The sequence below is a fragment of the Glutamicibacter sp. V16R2B1 genome, from assembly GCF_005774635.1.
Classification (GTDB): Bacteria; Actinomycetota; Actinomycetes; order Actinomycetales; family Micrococcaceae; genus Glutamicibacter; species Glutamicibacter creatinolyticus.
On record NZ_VATX01000012.1, the window covers coordinates 312,191 to 329,466 of the forward strand.

A 17,276-nucleotide genomic window follows, 5' to 3' on the forward strand; every position below is an offset into this window, starting at 1 on the left:
CCTTGTGGTTTGGTGATGCCCCGGGAGTGAGGGCACCGGTGGTTGCTGGGCAGTGCTCCGTGGTGCTCCACGGCTGCCCGGTTGATTGGAAAATGTCTGCCGCCCGCTCGCCGCCCGCCGCTCACGGCCCCGAGCCGGCACGGTGGCGCGCTAGCTGCGCGGCGTCTGCGCCATCTCGGTGCGGGACGCCGCAGCGGTTTCCGTCTGTCGGGTCGGCGCCCAGGCCGGGATGTTGCGCCGCCCCAGCAGCGTGAACAGCGCCGGAACCAGCACGGTGCGCACCAGGAAGGTATCGAGCAGCACCCCGAGCCCGACGACCAGGCCCAGCTGGCCCAGCACCATCAGCGGCAGGGTGGCCAGCGCCGCGAACACCCCGGCCAGCACCACGCCGGCGGAAGTGATCACCGCACCGGTGTGCCCGACGGCGTCGATCACCGACTCCCGGATCGGCTGGCGGGCCGCCTCCTGCTTGATCCGCTGGGTGAGGAAGATCGTGTAGTCCACCCCGAGCGCGACCAGGAACAGGAAGGCCAGCAGCGGGACCTGCACATCGAATGCGCTGGTGCCCAGCACCAGTGAGCCGATCAGCCCGCCCAGCCCCAGTGCGGCCGCGGCGCTGAGCAGGTTCACCAGCGCCAGCAGGGCGGCGGTCAGCCAGGAACGGGTGAGCACCAGCAACATCACGAAGCAGATGCCCAAGACCAGTGGGGCGATCACGGCAAAGTCCCGCAGGTGCCCGTTGTGGGCATCGAGCTGTTCGGCCCCCGCCCCGCCCAGCAGCGCATCGGCCCCGTCCACCGCATGGATGGCGGTGCGCACCTCACGCAGCATCTGCTGGTCTTCGCTCGATCCGGGGTCCGCCTGGCCCACCAGCAGCAGCCGCTGCCAGGAGCCGTCGGCGCTGCGGCCCATTTCGCTCACCCGCTGCACGCCGGGCACCTGTTCGGCGGCCCGGGCCACCTGTGGGGCCTGGTCAGGATGGGTGAGGATGGTGGCCGGCTGGGTTTCCCCGGCCGGGAAGTGCTCGGTGAGCACCGTTGAGGCGCTCGCCGATTCCATCGGGCTGCGGAACTGCTCGGCGGGCTTCAGGCCCAGGCCGGTGCCGGTGAGCACGGCGGCCAACACCGCCAGCACGGCACCGACCGAGACCAGGGAGAGCACCGGGCGGGCGGTGACCGCGGTGGCGATCTGCGCCCACCGGCTGCGGCGTGGGGCCGGCTGGTGCGGGGCCGGCACCAGCGGCCAGAACACCTTACGTCCGGCCAGGGCCAGCACCGGGGGCAGCAGCCCGAGCACGAACAGCGCGGCGATCAGCAGCCCCACCGCGCAGGCGATCCCCAGGCCGCGGGTGTCCTCCATGACCGCCAGCACCAGGCTGGCCAGCGCCAGTACGACGGTGAGGTTGGAGGTGGCGATGGCCTCGAAGCTCGAGCGCCAGGCGGCGGCCAGCGCCGCGCGGTGCCCGGCGTGTACCCGCAGCTCATCGCGGTAGCGGGAGATCAGCAGCAGCGCATAGTTGGTGCCGGCGCCGAACACCAGCACCGAGAGCACCCCGGTGTCAAAGTGCAGGTCCCACACCCCGGCCAGCGCGGCGGTGACCAGGCTGGCGGCCCGGTCGGCCAGGCCGACCACGGCCAGCGGCAGCAGCCACAGGATGGGGGAGCGGTAGGTGAGGATCAGCAGGACCGCCACGATGGCGACGGTCACCGCCAGCAGCGTGAAATTGGCCCCGTCGAAGGAGTGGGCCACGTCCAGCGCGAACGCCGGCCCGCCGGTCACCTGCACCTGCAGGGCGGCGGCGGGGGCGGCGGCCAGCTGCTCACGCAGTTCGGCGACCACCTGCCGGTCGGCCAGGCTGCCGCGCTCATCCCAGCTGGCGGTGAGCATCCCGGCCTGGGCGTCATCACTGAGCAGCGGCTTGCCCAGCTGCACCCCGGCCAGGTCCAGGCGCCCCTGAAGCTGGTCCAGCGCGGTCCGGTCCGCGTCGGTCAGCGTTGCGGCGTCGGGCCGGGTGGCCACCAGCACGGCGGTGCTGCGGCCGGAGGATTCGAATCCGTCCAGCAGCTGCTGCACCCGGGCGGATTCGGAGCCCGGCACGCCGCTGTCCGGGGCGCGGGTGGCCGCGTCGGCGGAGGAGAGCACGGAGAACAGCACGGCGATGACGGCCAGGAAGCCCAGCAGCCAGCCGGTCGCGCCGCGCCGGGAGGTCAGCGAGGAAGAGAGGGAAGTCAACATGCTTCCAGTCAACCGATTTTTGGCGGGATCCAAATCGGGGAAGCGGTCGAAAGCCGGCTCAACCGTTTGGTGGATGCGCACCGGCATCGGGTGCGTTAGTGCGCCGCGCGGGCCGGGGTGCGGGGGCGGAGGGGAGCGTTAGATCAAGCCCTGTTCACGCGCCGCGGCTACGGCCTGGGTGCGGCTGGTGGCCTGCAGCTTGTCGAAGATGTGCACCAGGTGGGTCTTCACCGTCGCCTCGGTGACGAACAGGGAGCCGGCGATCTGCCGGTTGCTGGCCCCGGTCGCCAGCAGCTGCAGCACCTCGCGTTCCCGGGCGGTGAGCACCGGGCGGGCGGTGCGCAGCCCGGCCAGCACGCGCTGGGCCATCTCCGGGGCCAGCACCATCCGGCCGGCCGCGGCCTGGCGCACCGAATCGACGATGGTGTCCGAGGTGACGTCCTTGAGCAGGTACCCGGCCGCGCCGGCCTCCACGCAGGCCAGGATTTCGGCGTCCTTGTCGAACGTGGTCAGGATCAGCACCTGTGGGGGATCGGGCAGGGCACGCAGCGCCGCGGTGGTTTGCACCCCGTTCATCCCCTCGCCCAGGCGCAGGTCGCACAGCACCACGTCGATGGGGCACTGCCGGGCCAGTTCGACGGCCTGCTCGCCGCTGCCGGCCTGGCAGGCGACGGTGATGTCCGGGTAGTTGTCGAACACGGCCTTCAGCCCGGTGCGCACGATCGGGTGGTCATCGACCAGCATGATGCGGATCATCGGCGCGCTCCTCCCCTTTCCATGGTCAGAGTTCCTTGGTCAGAGTTCCTCGGTCAGGGCCGCAACGGCAGGTAGGCGGACAGCCCGGTGCCGGTGCCCGGGGTGCTTTCCACATCCAGCCCGCCGCCCAGCTCCCGCAGCCGTTCGCGCATCGAGCGCAGCCCGAACCCGCCGTCGCCCAGGTGGGTGGGCGCCTGCTGCCAGCTGTCGGCGTCGAACCCGATTCCGTCGTCGAAAATGTCCAGACGCACCATACCACCGGCCAGCTGCAGCGAGAGCACCACCTGGTTGGCGTGCGCGTGGCGGCGGATGTTGGCCAGCGCCGACTGGGCGACGCGCAGCAGCGCCACCTGCACCGTGGTGTCCAGCGCCGGCACGTCCGCGTCGGCCCGCAGTTCGGTGCGGATCCCGGTTTCCTCGCCCAGCTTTTCCAGCATCCGCCCCAGCGCCCCCGCCAGCGCCTGGTCCTCCAGTTCGGCCGGCGCCAGCGCGGCGATGATCCGGCGCAGGTCCGCCAGCGCCTGGCCGGCCAGCTGCTGCACCCGCTCCAGGGCGTTGACCGCCCCGGCGGCGTCACCCGCGCCGGTGGCGGCCCGGGCGTGCAGCGAGATGGAGGCCAGCTGCTGGGCGACGGTGTCGTGGATGTCGCGGGCCAGCCGGGCCCGCTCGGCCAGCACCCCGGCCTGGTGCTGGGACCGGGCCAGCTCCTCGTGCAGCCCGGCCATCTCGCGGTGCGCCTGCAGCAGCGAGCTGACCAGCGCGTTGCGTTCCTGTGCGTCGCGCAGCAGCTGCAGGTAGCCGCGGGAGATGCCCCATGCGAAGCACCCGCCCACCAGCGGGCCGATGATGCTGGCGTAACTGGTCTGCCCGTGGTGCAGGAAGGGCGCGACGATCGCCAGCGCGTACACCAGCAGCGAGACCAGCACGGAGCTGGCCAGCGGCAGCAGGTGCCCGATCAGCAGCCACAGGCTGAACGCCAGCCACATGAATTCGCTGCTGGCCGCCAGCCCGGCCGCCCAGATCGCCAGCAGCACCCCCAGCCAGAGCATGGTCCTGCCCGAGGCGTCCAGCCCGGCCGCCGATTCCCGCCGGGCCAGCCGCGGCAGCCCGCCCAAGTACCACAGCGCGAAGCCGATCCCGACGATCGGCACCAGCCAGCCCGGTCCCGTGCTTTCGGCCATGCCGCGCACCACCGCGATCACCAGCAGGACCCCGGTGATCGCATGCTGGCCCAGGCGCATGACCTTCGCGGTGAGCAGCCGCCCGCGCACCGCACCGGTGCCGATGGCGGCGACGGCCGCCGCACCGTGCCCGGCCCCCGCCGGCAGGGCGTTCACGCCCATTCCGCCGTCCTCCGGGGCGTTCCCCTCGCCGGTCATGGGCGGCCCGTGCCTTGCGCCGTCGCGGCGGCCGGGCTGCAGGCGGGATCCGCGGCCGGTGTCTCAGCGTCCGTCGGTGTTTCAGCGTCCGCCGCTGTCGGGCCCTGCCCCGGCAGGTCCCCGGCGAGCATGCCGAAGATCAGGGTGTCGGTGTATTCGCCCTTGCTGTACAGGTGCTCCTGCAGGTGCCCCTCCAGCCGGAAGCCCAGGCGCCGGGCCAGCGCCGCGCTGGCGGTGTTGCGGGCATCCATTTCGGCGGCGATCCGGTGCACGCCCAGCCGGGTGAAGGCCACCTGCAGCAGGGCGGCGGCCGCCTCGGTCGCGTAGCCCAGCCCGGCGCATTGGGGATCGAGCACCCAGCCGATCTCCGCCTGCCGGTGCGGGATGTCGGTCAGCCACAGGGCCAGGTCCCCGACGTAGCGCCCCGAGCCGTCGGCGATCACCAGGGCCAGGGCGTGCGGCGGTTCGTCCAGGCTGGTGCGCACCACGCGCTTGGCCAGCTGCTCCTGGGTGTACTCCTCATCCCAGCGCTCCTCCAGCAGGTAGCGGGCCACCGGTTCCTGCGCGTAGACGCGCAGCAGGTCCGCGGCGTCCTCGGCCGAGTGGAATCGCAGTTCCAGCCGTCCGGTGGCCAGGGGGAAGATCGCATCGCTCATGTCTTGACTCTAGACGCAGCCGGCCGGGCGCGGCCACACCCTCCAGCGCCCGAACAGGGGCGCGTTGCCCGTGCTCTGCGCCACAGCCGCGGGTGAAGCCGGGCATGCCGTGCGCGGCCGGCGCAGGCGCCTTTGCCCGGGCCCGATCCGCTGCCGGCGCCGAACCGCGGGCGCCAGACCAGGGCGGAACAACCCCCTGGACCCCGCGCTTCGCGGGCCGGGCACGCCGCCCGCTCGAACGGAATCCATCCAAGTCAAACTAATTTTCGCAAAAACGGCGCGAAGGCTGGAAACCGCGGGCCCGCTGCCCCGGACGAGGCCGCACGGGAACCGTGCGCACCGGCCCAGGGGCGTTGCGCAGCGTTCCACGAAGTGCGGTGGCCAGCCGCCGGAGGACCCGCGGCGGCGGGCCGGACGGGCGGTGGCTCACAGTGGACGTTGGTAGCATGGCTGACGCCCTTGGGCGGGACCTGCCGGCCCCGCCCGAGCTTTCGCAACCGGAAGCACACGGCACAGCGCAGCGCTGCCGTCGTGCGGGCTTGACGAAGGACAACGGCGAAGGAACGACAGAGAAGTGAGCACGCCCTCTGGCAAACAGCCAACCGGCACCGGCAGCGCACCCCAGCTGCCCCACCACCCCTCCCCAACGGCCCGCACCGCCCTGGCGGCACAGCTGCGCCGCCGCAAATCCATCAACCACATGGTCAGCGAGGCCGCCGACAACGCCGGGCACGGCAAGCTGCGGCGCAGCTTCGGGGTCCTGCAGCTGACGATGATCTCCGTGGGCGCCACCCTGGGCACCGGCATCCTGGTGATCCTGGGCGACGCGGTGCCGATCGCCGGCCCGGCCATCTGGCTCTCCTTCGTGCTGGCCGGTGTCACCGCCCTGCTCTCGGCGGTCAGCTACGCGGAAATGGCCGGCATGGTCCCGGTCTCCGGGTCCAGCTACTCCTACTCCTACGCCACCCTGGGCGAGGGCATCGCCTGGGTGTGCGGCTGGTGCCTGGTGCTGGAGTACGCGGTCTCGGTCGCGGCCGTCGCGGTTGGCTCAGGGCAGTACGTGAACCAGACCCTGGCGGTGTTCGGCCTGGCGCTGCCCGATGCCTTGGCCGCCGGCCCGGCCGAGGGCGGGGCCGTCAACCTGCCGGCGCTGGCCACCGTCGTGCTGGCCATGGTGCTGCTGGCCCGCGGGGCCCGCGAATCGGCGCTGGCCAACACGGTGATGGTGCTCATCAAGATCGGCATCCTGGTGTTCTTCGCCGTCGTGGCGTTCACCGCGTTCAACGCCGGGAACTTCCAACCGCTGCTGCCGATGGGCGCCGCCGGAATGAGCGCGGCCGCCTCCATGGTCTTCTTCTCCTACATCGGGTTCGACGCCGCCTCCACCGCCGGGGAGGAGGCGGTCAACCCGCAGCGCGACCTGCCCCGGGCGATCCTGATCGCCATGTTCATCGTCACCGCCGTATACGTGCTGGTCGCGGTCGCCGCGATCGGGGTGCGCCCCTGGCAGTGGTTCGACGGGACCGAGGCGGCGCTGGTGCAGATCGTCGCCGAACTGACCGGACAGCGCTGGGTGGTGCTGCTGTTCGCGCTGGCCGCCGTCGTGGCGATCCTCTCCGTGGTGCTCACCGTGCTCTACGGGCAGACCCGCATCCTGATGAGCATGGGGCGCGACGGGCTGGTCCCGCGGCTGTTCGCCCGGGTCTCCCCGCGCACCGGCACCCCGCTGGCCGGCACCCTGGTGGTCGGATCCGTCGTGGCGCTCACCGCCGCGCTGATCCCGCTGGGGCAGCTGGCCGAGGCCACCAGCATCGGCACCCTGTTCGCGTTCGCGCTGGTGGGCGCCGCGGTGATCTACCTGCGCCGCACCCAGCCCAAGGCCGAACGCACCTTCCGGGTGCCGCTGTACCCGCTGACCCCGATCCTGGGCATCGCCGCCTGCCTGTTCCTGATGCTGAACCTGGACTGGCGCACCTGGGCGGTCTTCGGGATCTGGATGGTGATCGGCGCCGGGATCTACCTGGGATACGGCCGACGCCACTCCAGGCTGGGATCGCTGAGCGAGGAACAGTACGCCAGCCAGCAGGAGTAGCCGGCCCGCCCAGGTCACCTTGCCCGGACCGGGCGCCTTGCCGGCCCGACCACTTTGCCCGGCCCTGCCCGTCGCCTCCACCTGGCGGCCGCGGCTGCTGGGAGCTGGCTCGCAGGCGCTGGCCGGGGCCCGGCCCACGGGTCTAGGCTGGTGGCAGCGGGAAAAGGCCCGCACCGGATGAACCGGCACGGGGTGGGAAGGCGGAAGGCCATGCGCCTGGCAGTACTGCAGCACGACGCGCATCCCTCGGATGTGACCAGCAACCTGCACCACCTGGAGCAGGCGGCGCAGATGGCCGCCGAACACCACGGCAACGTGCTGCTCAGCCCGGAGCTGTTCCTCACCGGCGCGGACCCGCACCTGGTCACCCGGGTGCTCTCCCCGGCCGGGCTGCGCGATGTGCACCAGGCGGTGGCGGGGATCGCCAGCTCATACAACATCGCCCTGGCCTATTCGCTGCCCGCCTACCCACCGGACGGGGCGGCCGGCCGGCCGCAAATCACCAGCTACTTCGTGGACGACGCCGGGGACCTGCTGGCCAGCTATGCGCGCGCCCACCTGCGCAGCGCCGCGGAACACGACACCTTCGACCCCGGCCAGCTGCCCCCGCAGGTTTTCGACTACCAGGGCACCGGGTTCGCGCTCTCCAGCGGCTATGACGTGCAGTTCCCCGAACATGCCCGCGCCGCGGCCCTCGCCGGGGCCGGGATCCTGCTGGTGCCAGCCGCCGCCGAGCAGGGCTCCGAGTCCCTGGCGGTGAAGCTGCTGCCCACCCGGGCCATGGAGAACGGCATCTACCTGGCCTGGGCGAACCACTGCTCGGTGCAGGGCGGGATCCCGATGGCCGGAACCAGCACCATCATCGGCGCGGACGGGCAGAACCTGCGGGTGGCGGGCAACGACCCGCAGCTGATCATGGCCGACGTGGACCCGATCCGCCAGCAGGCGATCCGCAAGCTGGATCCGTACCTCTCCCGGATCCGCCCCGAACTGTACGCCGTCGCCCCGGGAGGCTCACCGGGCTAACCGGCACCGCTCCTCCCGCCGGAACAGAAGCGCCAGGGGACAAGGAGCCAGGAGCCAGCACCCAGCAGCCGGGAAGGCATGGTGCCGCAGCCTGCCAAGGTGGCGCAGCCTCCCAAGGTGGCGGCGTCGTGGCGGCGGCGCCGGGAACGGGTCGTGGGGGAGCAGCAGCGGCCCCGGAAGCGACGCCGGACTTGGTAGCGTGGGAACTGCGGCACGAGCAGGAGGTAGCAGATGGACACTTTTGAGCAGGCCGGCCAGACAGCGCGGCCCACGCCCACCGCCACCGGGCCGGACACGTCGCAAACCCGGTTCCCGGCCAGCCTGGCCAATGTGCGCCAGGTCGGGGGCATCGCGGCCGGCTCGGCCACCGTGCGCCCCGGGGTGCTCTTCCGCAGCGCCGCACCACACCATGTGGATGAGGCGATCTCAGGGTGGGTCGCCCAGGCCGGCATCACCCGCATCTTCGATCTGCGCAGCGACTTTGAGGCCTGGCGGGTCAACGGCTTCCCGGAAACCTCCGGCGCCGCGGTGCGCACCAGGCTGCCGCTGCTGGAGGGGGCGTTCGCCCCGGGCGGTCAGCTGCCCTCGCTGGAGGAGCTCTACCTGCCCCTGGTGCTGGAACACGCCCCGGTGTGGGCGCGGATCGCCGACGAGGTCGCCGGCAACCGGCACTCCACCCTGGTGCACTGCACGGCCGGCAAGGACCGCACCGGGGTGGCGGTGGCGCTGCTGCTGTTGGCGGTCGGCGCCGAACGCGACGCCGTATTCGAGGACTACGCCGCCTCCACCGCCGCCCTGTCCGGGGCCTGGCTGGAGTCGATGCGCGAGCAGATCACCCAGGCCGGGGTGCGGGTGGATGAGAAAATGGTGGAGATGATGGTGGGGACCAGTGTCCCCGGCCTGGACAGGGCGCTGCGCCGGGTGGAGGAACGCCACGGCAGCGCCGCCGACTACCTGCTGGCCGGAGGGCTGGCACCCCAGCGTCTGGAGGCGTTGGGCGAACGGCTGCTGAGCTAGGTGGCCGGGGCGGAAAGGAGAACCTTGCGTTTCGACGCGATTGACCCCACCGCGCAGATCAAACTGGTCGCGGTGGACATGGACGGCACCTTCCTGGATCCGGAGGGGAACATCCCCCAGGCCGCCTGGGCGGTGATCGACCAGCTGCACCGGCGCGGCATCACCTTCGCCCCGGCCAGCGGCCGGCAGCACGCCCGGCTGGCCGAGCAGTTCGCCGCACTGGGCCCGGAATTGACGATCATCGCCGAGAACGGCACCGTGGTGATGCGTGGGGAGACCGAGGTCTACTCTAACGTGATCGACCCGCAGCGGGTGGAACACGTGATTCGGCGGCTGCGGGACGCCGGGCCGGAACTGGACGCGGCGGTGGTGCGCTGCGGGCGACGGGTGGGCTACCTGCAGCAGCCCACCGAACGGGTGGCGCGGGCGGTCGCCCCCTATTACGCGCGCACCGAGTCGGTGCCCGATCTCCTGCAGGTCCGCGACGACACCATCAAGCTGGCCATCCACAGCCCCGCGAATTCCGCGGCCGTGGCCAAGGTGTTGGAACCGCTCAGCCAGGAGCTGCAGGTGGTGATTTCCGGGCCGGACTGGGTGGATGTGATGAACCTGGGCGTGCACAAGGGCATTGCGGTGCGCCGGCTGCAGGAATCCCTGGGCATCGGGCCGCAGCAGACGGCGGTGTTCGGGGACTACCTCAACGACCTGCAGATGCTGCAGGCCGCGACGTATTCCTTCGCGATGCACAACGCACACCCCACCATCCGGCAGGAGGCGCGGTTCACCGCTCCGCCGAACAGCGAGTACGGGGTGCTGCAGGTGCTGCAGGCTTATTTGGCCGGTGCGCCGCAGCTGCTGGGCCACCAGGTGCGCTGAACCTGCGCCGGCATCGAACCGCACGTGCGGGGGGTGCAGAACCTGTGGCCGGAGCCGGTGGTTTTAGCACCCCTGGTTACCGGGCCGGCGGTTTTAGAACCCGCGGCGTCGGCCGATGAAGCGGTCCACGCCGGCCCGCCCGGCCCCGGTCAGCGCGAAACCGGCCAGCACCACGGCCAGGAGCAGCACCAGCTCATACCCGCCGTCGGCGGCAAAGAACCCGGCTTCCCGGTGCACCAGGAAAAACGCGGCCACCATTTCCGCCAGCAGCAGCAGCGACACGAACCGGGTCGCCAGCCCGAGCACCAGCAGCGCCCCGCCCAGGAGTTCCACGCCGATCAGCACCGGGGCGGCCAGGGTCGGATAGGGCACGGCCACGGTCTCCAGCCATTTCACGGTGGCCGGCACGCCCTCACGGTACTTCTGCCAGCCGTGGATCATGAACACCGCGCCGACCACCAGGCGCAGCGCGGTGGCGGCCAGGGTGGACAGGGCTGCCTGGGTGGATCGGGTCATCGGCCTTCCTTCGGGTGGCGGGTAGCGGCACCACCCACCCTATGCCAGGCCCCGCCGACGGCCGGGGAACGGGCAGCGGTGCGCCGCTTCCCGTGCTTCGACCAGAAGCAGACCTCCCGAAGGAGCGGGGCGGGCACGCAAGACCGTGAAAGGCCGGGGCCGGCGCGCTAACCCCGGAAAGGGCCCGGGGCGGGAAAGACCAAGGCGGGCGGGGACCAGGGCCTCCTACAGCGGAGGGTTGGCCGCCAGGTGGTTCGCGATCGCGTCGAACGCCCGGATCGTGGGGAAGAGCTTGCCCGGATCCTGCGGGTAGGGCCAGCTGGAGAGCTTGACCCCCACGGTGGCGGTGTTCGGGTTCATGTAGATCATCTGCCCGTGGATCCCCAGGGCCAGGGCGACGTCGGAGCCGGGGTACGGGAACCAGATCTGGTTGCGGTACATCCCACCGGGCATCCGGTTATCGCCCGGGGAGTCCTCAAAGGCCTGCCGGGAGTCCGCCGCCCCGGTGAACGTGTCCTGGATCCAGGCCTCGTCCAGCACCTTGTTGCCGTTCAGCGCGGTCCCGCCGTTGACGTAGATCTGCCCGAAGCGGGCCAGGTCGCGCAGGGTCGCGTTGAACCCGCCGTCGAACATCCCGGTGCCCAGCTGGTCGGTGCCCATCACCAGGTCCTGCTGCGCGCCGATGCGCGACCACACCAGGTCGGACAACAGCTGCTGCATCGGCTGCCCGCCGGCGGCCTCACACACCCAGCCCAGCACGTCGGTTTCGCAGGAACGGTACTCGAACGGGCCGCCGTGCGGCGCCTTGGCCTGCAGGCTGGCCAGGTATTCGTACATGCCGTGGGCCGGGTTCTGGTTCTGCTCATCGCGCACTGCCCAGCCGATCGCCTGCTCCAGCAGGCGCACCTCGGCCTGGTGGTCCAGGTACTCCTCGGAGAATTTGATGCCCGAGCGCATGTCCAGCAGGTGGCGCACGGTGGCCCCGGCATAGCCGCTGGCCTCCAGCTGCGGGACATAGTCGGTGACCGGCCGGTCGACCTGCAGCTTGCCCTGCCCGCACAGGATCCCGGCCACGGTGCCCACCAGGGTCTTGCTCACGCTCATCAGCAGGTGGTCGGTCACCGAAGTCATCGACCCGGAGTATTCCTCAACCAGCATCTTGCCCTGGTGCATCACCAGCCAGCCGTCGGTGTTGGTGGCCTGGATGACGCTGCGCACGGTCAGCGACGGCTCGTTCTCGTTGTTTTTCAGCAGCTCGATGCGGCCCAGGTCCATCGGCACCAGGTGCAGCTTGGCGATCGGCTCACCGCCGCGGCTGACCCTGGCGGTGGGCAGGACTTCGGAGAGGTTCTGGAAGCTCCACGCCAGGTTTTCCGGGTGCTGCCAATTCTCGACCGTCACGGTCCGGTTCGGCTTGGCAGGTGTCATCGGGCGCCCATTGTCCTTTCCCCGGTGGTCAGTTGCAATCCATCGGAGGATACCACCGCCAGCCGCCGGACGCCGGGCAAGCGCGGCTATTCGGCGGCCGCCGGGGGCACCGGGATGCCCTTGTAGAGCGAACGCACCGAGGAGATGAAGTGCTTGGCGTCGATGCTCAGCCTGGTGCCCTTGCGCCCCTCGTACTGCAGTTTCGCCTTGGTGACCAGTACCCCCAGATCAGCGCCCTTCCAGCGGTAGTCCTCCGCCCCGTAGATGCGCAGGAAGAACGCCTCCTTGTGATGCTGCAGCTGGTGCCAGTCCAGCGCGGCGCGCACGTACTGCAGCTTGCCGGAGGAGTCCAGCACGTACTGCCCGGTGCGTGGGGCGTGGGTGAGGTACTCCACAATGTCATCGGTTTCCTTGATGATCATGTGGCTCCAGATATCGGCCCCGCTCAGCGCCTCCCAGCGCTCGTTGATCTCGTCGACGTCCAGCTCGAAGTCGACGTCCAGGAACTCCAGCAGGTGGAAGAGGAACAGCGGTACGTCCGCGTAGGCCCCTGCGGTCACGTTCGTGATGGCGCTGGCCCCGGAGATGCGGGGGTTCAGCTCACCCAGGTACACCTCGTCGCTGTCCGTGTCCACCAGCACGTCGACCTCGAAGAAGCCGCGGTAGCCCTTGTCCTGCAGCCCGCTGCCCACCTTGCGCACCAGCTCGATGGCCCGCGCCCGCTGGGAGGCGGTGAGCACGTCGGGGTGCATCTCGTTGCCGCACCAGCCGCCCTTGTAGGGGGTCAGCTCGTCGTAGCCGGCCAGTTCGGTCAGGAACGGGCCGACGACGGTGCCGCAGCGGGTGAGCACCGCCTCCACGGCCACCGGCACGTTGTTGATCCGCTTCATGACCTTCAGCTGCTCGCCGATCATGTTCGCCGCGTTCTTGTCCCAGTCCGCTTCCTCGGCGATGAAGAACGTGGTCTTGCCCGAGTCCCCGTAGGGGGTCTGCACCACCAGGTCGGTGCCCAGCCGGTTGCTGCGCGCCAGTTCCAGCAGATCCGCATAGTTCGTCGCATAGCCCAGCACGTTGGGCACCGAGGCGGCCCCGGCCTTGTTGCCCAGCTCCGTGGTGACGATCTTGGAGTCCAGGTGGGTGCGCAGTTCCGCCGGCGGCAGGATCAGGTCGTAGCCCAGCTCCTCGCAGATCTGCTCGGTTTCCTCATCGAAGAACACCATGGCGATCTTCGGGCGCTCGCCGCTGGCCGGGCGCCGGGAATCGATGTGCTCGCGCACCTCCGGGTTCTGCAGCAGCCAGTTGTTGATCGCCTCGCCGCTTTCGAATTCGATGTACGGCTTCTCGGTGGGGGAGAAGACCCGGGGATGGGCCCCGTCCCAGCCGTCGTAGTAGGAGATGTAGCTGAAGCGGCGCACCCAGCGGTCCAGCCCGAGCAGATTGAAGGGGGTGGCACCCACGAAGTAGATCGGGGTTTCGTTGGTCCGGAAGAAATGGCGCACCTCGCTCATGTTCTTCAGCGGCCGGGTGAACTTCACGATCCGCGCTTCGCTGTCCTCGGCAATCTCGGTGGTGTAGGCGGCGTCGGTGCCCACGTTGGCCGTGGGCACGTCCTCGCTGGGAGGGGTGGCCCGCCAGCGGGCGATATCGCTCGGTTTCGGCATCCGCTGCTTGCGGCGAATTTCAGGTGCGGCTACATCCTTGCCCATCATCAGGTCCCCCACTGTTCAGGTTCTCGTAGTCTTGGTGTGATCGAAATCTCGTGTAGACAAGAGCTTGTGTCAACAGGCGTTGAAAATCAATTTATGTCACATCCATGTGACACCGCCGACGTAATCGGGCGCGTGCCTGGATGTGAAATCATGATGAACTTCCAGCGCTATGCAATTTTCCAGGCACCGCCCCGGGCCCTGCCGGAACGAAAAATGCCCGTGCTGAACCAGTCCGAAGACCGATCCAGCACGGGCATCCAATGTGATCTGTGCCTCGTGAAGACTACCTTGCCATGTGGGCGCCTTGCCCGCCAGTACCCCAGCACCAATGTGGGGCGGACGCGCGCTACGGCAGCCGCTGCAGCATCTGGTCGAAAGTGGGCTCGTCGAACTGGAAACCCAGCTCCTCCAGCACGCTGCTGGTGACGTGGCGTCCGGTCAGCGCCATGCGCGGATTGCTGCCCAGCAGGTTCGCCCCGGCCTGCACCAGGCGGGCCGGGGCCCCGATACCGGGCATGGAGTACTTGGCGCGCAGCGCCCGCATCATCTCCTCGTTGCGCACCGGGTGCGGGGCCGCGGCATGCACGATGCCCTCCGCCGGGCGCTCGCCTTCGATGCCCAGCAGCTGGCGGACCAGCTTCAGCCAGTCCGCCAGTGCGATCCAGCTGACCCACTGGGCCCCGGTACCCACCGGGCCGCCGAGCCCGGAACGCACCAGCAACAGCAGCCGGCGCAGCAGCGGCGCCTGCTCGCCGAAAACCAGTGAGGTGCGCAGTACGTAATTGTGCTCGGCCCGCACCGGGGCCTGGGCGAACGCCTCCTCCCAGGGGCGGGCGACCCCGGTCATCTCCGGCAGCGCGGCGCTGCCGGTGGGCAGCGCACTGGATTCGGTGAGCCGGGCCTCGCCGGCGTCGCCAAAGATCGCAGTGGTGCTGGACTGCACCCAGGTCTGCACCGGAACGCCAAGGCGGGCCACCGCATCGGCCAGGGCTCGGGTGGAATCCACGCGGGAGCTGCGCAACCGGTCAAGGGAAGCCGGGGTGTTGCGCTGGTCCACCAGCTCACCGGCCAGGTTGACCAGGCTCACCGGGTAGTTCTCGCGCAGGAACGCCGCCCGCCACGGACCCTGGTGCTTGCCGTCCCAGAGGAATTGGGCGGCCGGAAAATCCGGTTCCTGGGTGCGGGTGAGCACCACCACCGAGTTGCCGCGGCACACCAGATCCGCGGTCAGCCTCCGGCCCAGATAGCCGCGGCCGCCGGCGATCACCACGTGGCGGCGCACCCGATACCGGCCCTGGTGCGGGATCAGCCGGTAGAGGCGCGCGCAGCTGATGTCGAAATCGTCGAACAGGGGATTGGCGACCGTGTGCTTGAACGCGGTGGTGCCCGGGCCGGTCAGCTCCACGGTGAAGTGCAGCCGGGCCCCGCCCTGGACCGCCTCCACCGCCCAGCGCAGCGCCAGGGAGCCGCCGGGCTGCGGCTGGGTGAATTCGACCAGGCGCTGGGCCTGGTTGCGCCGGGTGATGGACCCGGAAGGGGCGGTCTCGCGGTGCAGGGCGCCCAGCAGGCGGCCCGGGGGCAACAGGTCCACGGTGCTGCCCACCCCGCGCTGGTCGTCGTGCACCAGGAACCCGTCGAAACTCTTCATCCACTGCCCGGTCTGCTTCAGATTGCCCACCACGGCGAAGATCGCGTCCGGGTTGGCGGAGAGGAAACGGGATTCGGTGCGCTGCCAGGAGGTCAGCGTGTGCTTCAGCGAGGCCAGGGTCATCAGTCCTTCGGGTTCGGTCCTGCCCCGTCCGGCCGGGGCACCGGGCAGGGATCGTGTCTCCATCGTAGGCACGGCGTGCGCCGCTGCACAGCATTCGCGTCCAGGTGCGTGGCCGCTGGCCGGGCCGTGGGCGCTGGGTGATTAACGGGTTGCGCCCCGCCACGCCGGTGGGGCGTAGCGGGGCGCAGACGGCAGGCCGCGGGCGGGAGGCTTAGGCGCGGGCCTTGGCCCCGACCTCGTCCTCCATGGCGGTGAACTCGGACTCGATGGTCTCGTTCGGACGGTAGGTGGAACGCGACACCAGCCAGGCCACCAGCAGGTTGACCAGGAAGCCGGGCACGATTTCGTACATCACACCGCTCAGGGCCGCGATGTTGCCCCACACGAAGACCACGACCGCGCCGCTGACCATGCCGGCAAAGGCGCCGACGGCGGTCAGCTTGCGCCAGTAGAGGCTGAGCAGGATGATCGGGCCGAACGCGCCGCCGAACCCGGCCCAGGCGAACGCCACCAGTTCCAGGATCGAGGAATCCGGGTTCAGCGCCAGCAGTGCGGCGATGACCGCCACGGCGAGCACGCCCAGCCGGCCCAGCAGCACCAGCGACTTGGGGCTGCCCTTGCGGCCCATCAGGTTGTACAGGTCCTCCACCAGCGCCGAGGAGCACACGATCATCTGCGAGGACATGGTGGACATGATGGCCGCCAGCACCGCGGCCAGCACCAGCCCGGCGATCAGCGGGTGGAAGAAGATCTGCGAGAGCAGCAGGAACACGGTTTCGCTGTCGGCGGTGCTCAGCGGCTCGTCGGCGAAGTACGCCACGCCGATCAGCGCGGTGCAGATGGCGCCCAGCGCGGTCAGGAACATCCAGCCGATGCCGATGCGGCGGGCCACCTTGGCCTCGCCCGGGGTACGCAGCGCCATGAAGCGCACGATGATGTGCGGCTGGCCAAAGTAGCCCAGGCCCCAGGCGGCGGTGGAGATGATGGCCACCAGGGCCAGGATCCAGCTGGTTTCATCGAAGGAGGAGAACAGGTTGAACGCCTGCGGGTTGGCCTCGGTGATCCGGCTGCCCAGCGTGGAGATGTCCCCGCTGCGGAAGACCGCCACGATCGGCACCGCGATGAGCGCGGCGAACATCAGCACGCCCTGGGCGACGTCGGTCAGCGAGGCGCCGAGGAACCCGCCGAACAGGGTGTAGAGCAGGGTGATGGCCGCGACGAACAGCATGCCGTTCAGGTATGGCCACCCGAAGGAGGCCTGGAAGAACTTGCCGGCGGCGACCATGCCCGAGGAGACGTAGAAGGTGAAGAACACCAGGATGATCAGCGCCGAGGCGATGCGCAGCAGGTGCTTGCGGTCCTTCAGGCGCTTTTCGAAGAAGCTGGGGATGGTGATGGCGTTCTGCGCGATCTGCGTGTAGGAGCGCAGTCGCGGGGCGACGAACTTCCAGTTCAGCCACGCGCCGATGGTCAGGCCGATGGCGATCCATGCTTCGTGCAGGCCGGTGACGTAGATGGCGCCGGGCAGGCCCATCAGCAGCCAGCCGGACATGTCGGAGGCCCCCGCGGACAGCGCGGCCACCCAGGGTTTGAGCCCGCGGTCGGCGAGCATGTAATCGTCGATGTTGCTGGTGCGACGGTAGGCGAAGTAGCCGATACCGAGCATCACGCACATATAGAAGACGATCGCGATCATCTGGAATGTATGGTCGGACATGATTCCCTCATTGCTAGTGCTCCCGTGCGGGGTGGTTCCCCCATGAACGAATGGGGCGCACGGTCACCGGGTGCGGAAAACCACTATGGCATCCTTTG

13 protein-coding genes are annotated in these 17,276 nt (G+C 70.0%); 4 read left to right on the forward strand and 9 right to left on the reverse strand.

Annotation, left to right across the window (positions count from 1 at the left end; all coding sequences use genetic code 11):
• Positions 1-150: 150 nt before the first annotated feature.
• From FDN03_RS08820 to FDN03_RS08835, 4 genes are all read right to left on the reverse strand, one after another.
• Entirely contained in the window at positions 151-2,235 is a 2,085-nt protein-coding gene (locus FDN03_RS08820) for an MMPL family transporter (protein ID WP_212743885.1), read from the reverse strand.
• Between the two features lie 138 nt (positions 2,236-2,373).
• Positions 2,374-2,991 carry a response regulator transcription factor gene (locus tag FDN03_RS08825; protein ID WP_138176045.1) on the reverse strand — a complete coding sequence of 206 codons (618 nt, stop codon included), beginning with the start codon at positions 2,989-2,991 and terminating at the stop codon, positions 2,374-2,376.
• A gap of 53 nt (positions 2,992-3,044) precedes the next feature.
• On the reverse strand, positions 3,045-4,370 hold the full coding sequence (locus tag FDN03_RS08830) for a sensor histidine kinase (protein ID WP_212743886.1): 1,326 nt from the start codon (positions 4,368-4,370) through the stop codon (positions 3,045-3,047).
• Positions 4,367-5,026, reverse strand: coding sequence for a GNAT family protein (locus FDN03_RS08835; protein ID WP_138176047.1), 660 nt, complete (start codon positions 5,024-5,026; stop codon positions 4,367-4,369). Before FDN03_RS08835 ends, FDN03_RS08830 begins: the two co-directional genes overlap by 4 nt.
• A 700-nt stretch (positions 5,027-5,726) precedes the next feature.
• Here FDN03_RS08835 and FDN03_RS08840 point away from each other — a divergent pair.
• The 4 genes from FDN03_RS08840 to FDN03_RS08855 all read left to right on the forward strand — a co-directional run bounded on the left by FDN03_RS08840 (position 5,727) and on the right by FDN03_RS08855 (position 10,037).
• A complete protein-coding gene (locus FDN03_RS08840) occupies positions 5,727-7,118 on the forward strand; it encodes an amino acid permease (RefSeq protein WP_138176172.1) in 1,392 nt (463 codons plus the stop codon).
• Positions 7,119-7,328: 210 nt separating this feature from the next.
• Positions 7,329-8,144, forward strand: coding sequence for a nitrilase-related carbon-nitrogen hydrolase (locus FDN03_RS08845; protein ID WP_171021184.1), 816 nt, complete (start codon positions 7,329-7,331; stop codon positions 8,142-8,144).
• A 231-nt stretch (positions 8,145-8,375) separates the two neighbouring features.
• Positions 8,376-9,161 (forward strand): tyrosine-protein phosphatase, encoded by a 786-nt coding sequence (locus FDN03_RS08850; RefSeq protein WP_138176051.1) that lies wholly within the window; start codon positions 8,376-8,378, stop codon positions 9,159-9,161.
• A gap of 24 nt (positions 9,162-9,185) precedes the next feature.
• On the forward strand, positions 9,186-10,037 hold the full coding sequence (locus FDN03_RS08855) for a Cof-type HAD-IIB family hydrolase (RefSeq protein WP_249354446.1): 852 nt from the start codon (positions 9,186-9,188) through the stop codon (positions 10,035-10,037).
• A gap of 93 nt (positions 10,038-10,130) precedes the next feature.
• Here the strand turns inward: FDN03_RS08855 and FDN03_RS08860 are convergent, their stop codons facing one another.
• The 5 genes from FDN03_RS08860 to putP all read right to left on the reverse strand — a co-directional run bounded on the left by FDN03_RS08860 (position 10,131) and on the right by putP (position 17,178).
• Complete coding sequence (locus tag FDN03_RS08860; protein WP_138176053.1) at positions 10,131-10,553, reverse strand: DoxX family protein; 423 nt, start codon at positions 10,551-10,553, stop codon at positions 10,131-10,133.
• Between the two features lie 225 nt (positions 10,554-10,778).
• Positions 10,779-11,954 carry a serine hydrolase gene (locus FDN03_RS08865; protein WP_249354448.1) on the reverse strand — a complete coding sequence of 392 codons (1,176 nt, stop codon included), beginning with the start codon at positions 11,952-11,954 and terminating at the stop codon, positions 10,779-10,781.
• 113 nt (positions 11,955-12,067) lie between these two features.
• Complete coding sequence (locus FDN03_RS08870; protein ID WP_249354450.1) at positions 12,068-13,702, reverse strand: biotin carboxylase; 1,635 nt, start codon at positions 13,700-13,702, stop codon at positions 12,068-12,070.
• Positions 13,703-14,036: 334 nt separating this feature from the next.
• The gene (locus tag FDN03_RS08875) at positions 14,037-15,524 is read right to left on the reverse strand and encodes an NAD-dependent epimerase/dehydratase family protein (RefSeq protein ID WP_249354451.1); all 1,488 of its coding nucleotides are present in this window, start codon (positions 15,522-15,524) and stop codon (positions 14,037-14,039) included.
• 148 nt (positions 15,525-15,672) lie between these two features.
• On the reverse strand, positions 15,673-17,178 hold the full coding sequence (gene putP / locus FDN03_RS08880; protein ID WP_138176057.1) for a sodium/proline symporter PutP: 1,506 nt from the start codon (positions 17,176-17,178) through the stop codon (positions 15,673-15,675).
• Positions 17,179-17,276: the final 98 nt, after the last annotated feature.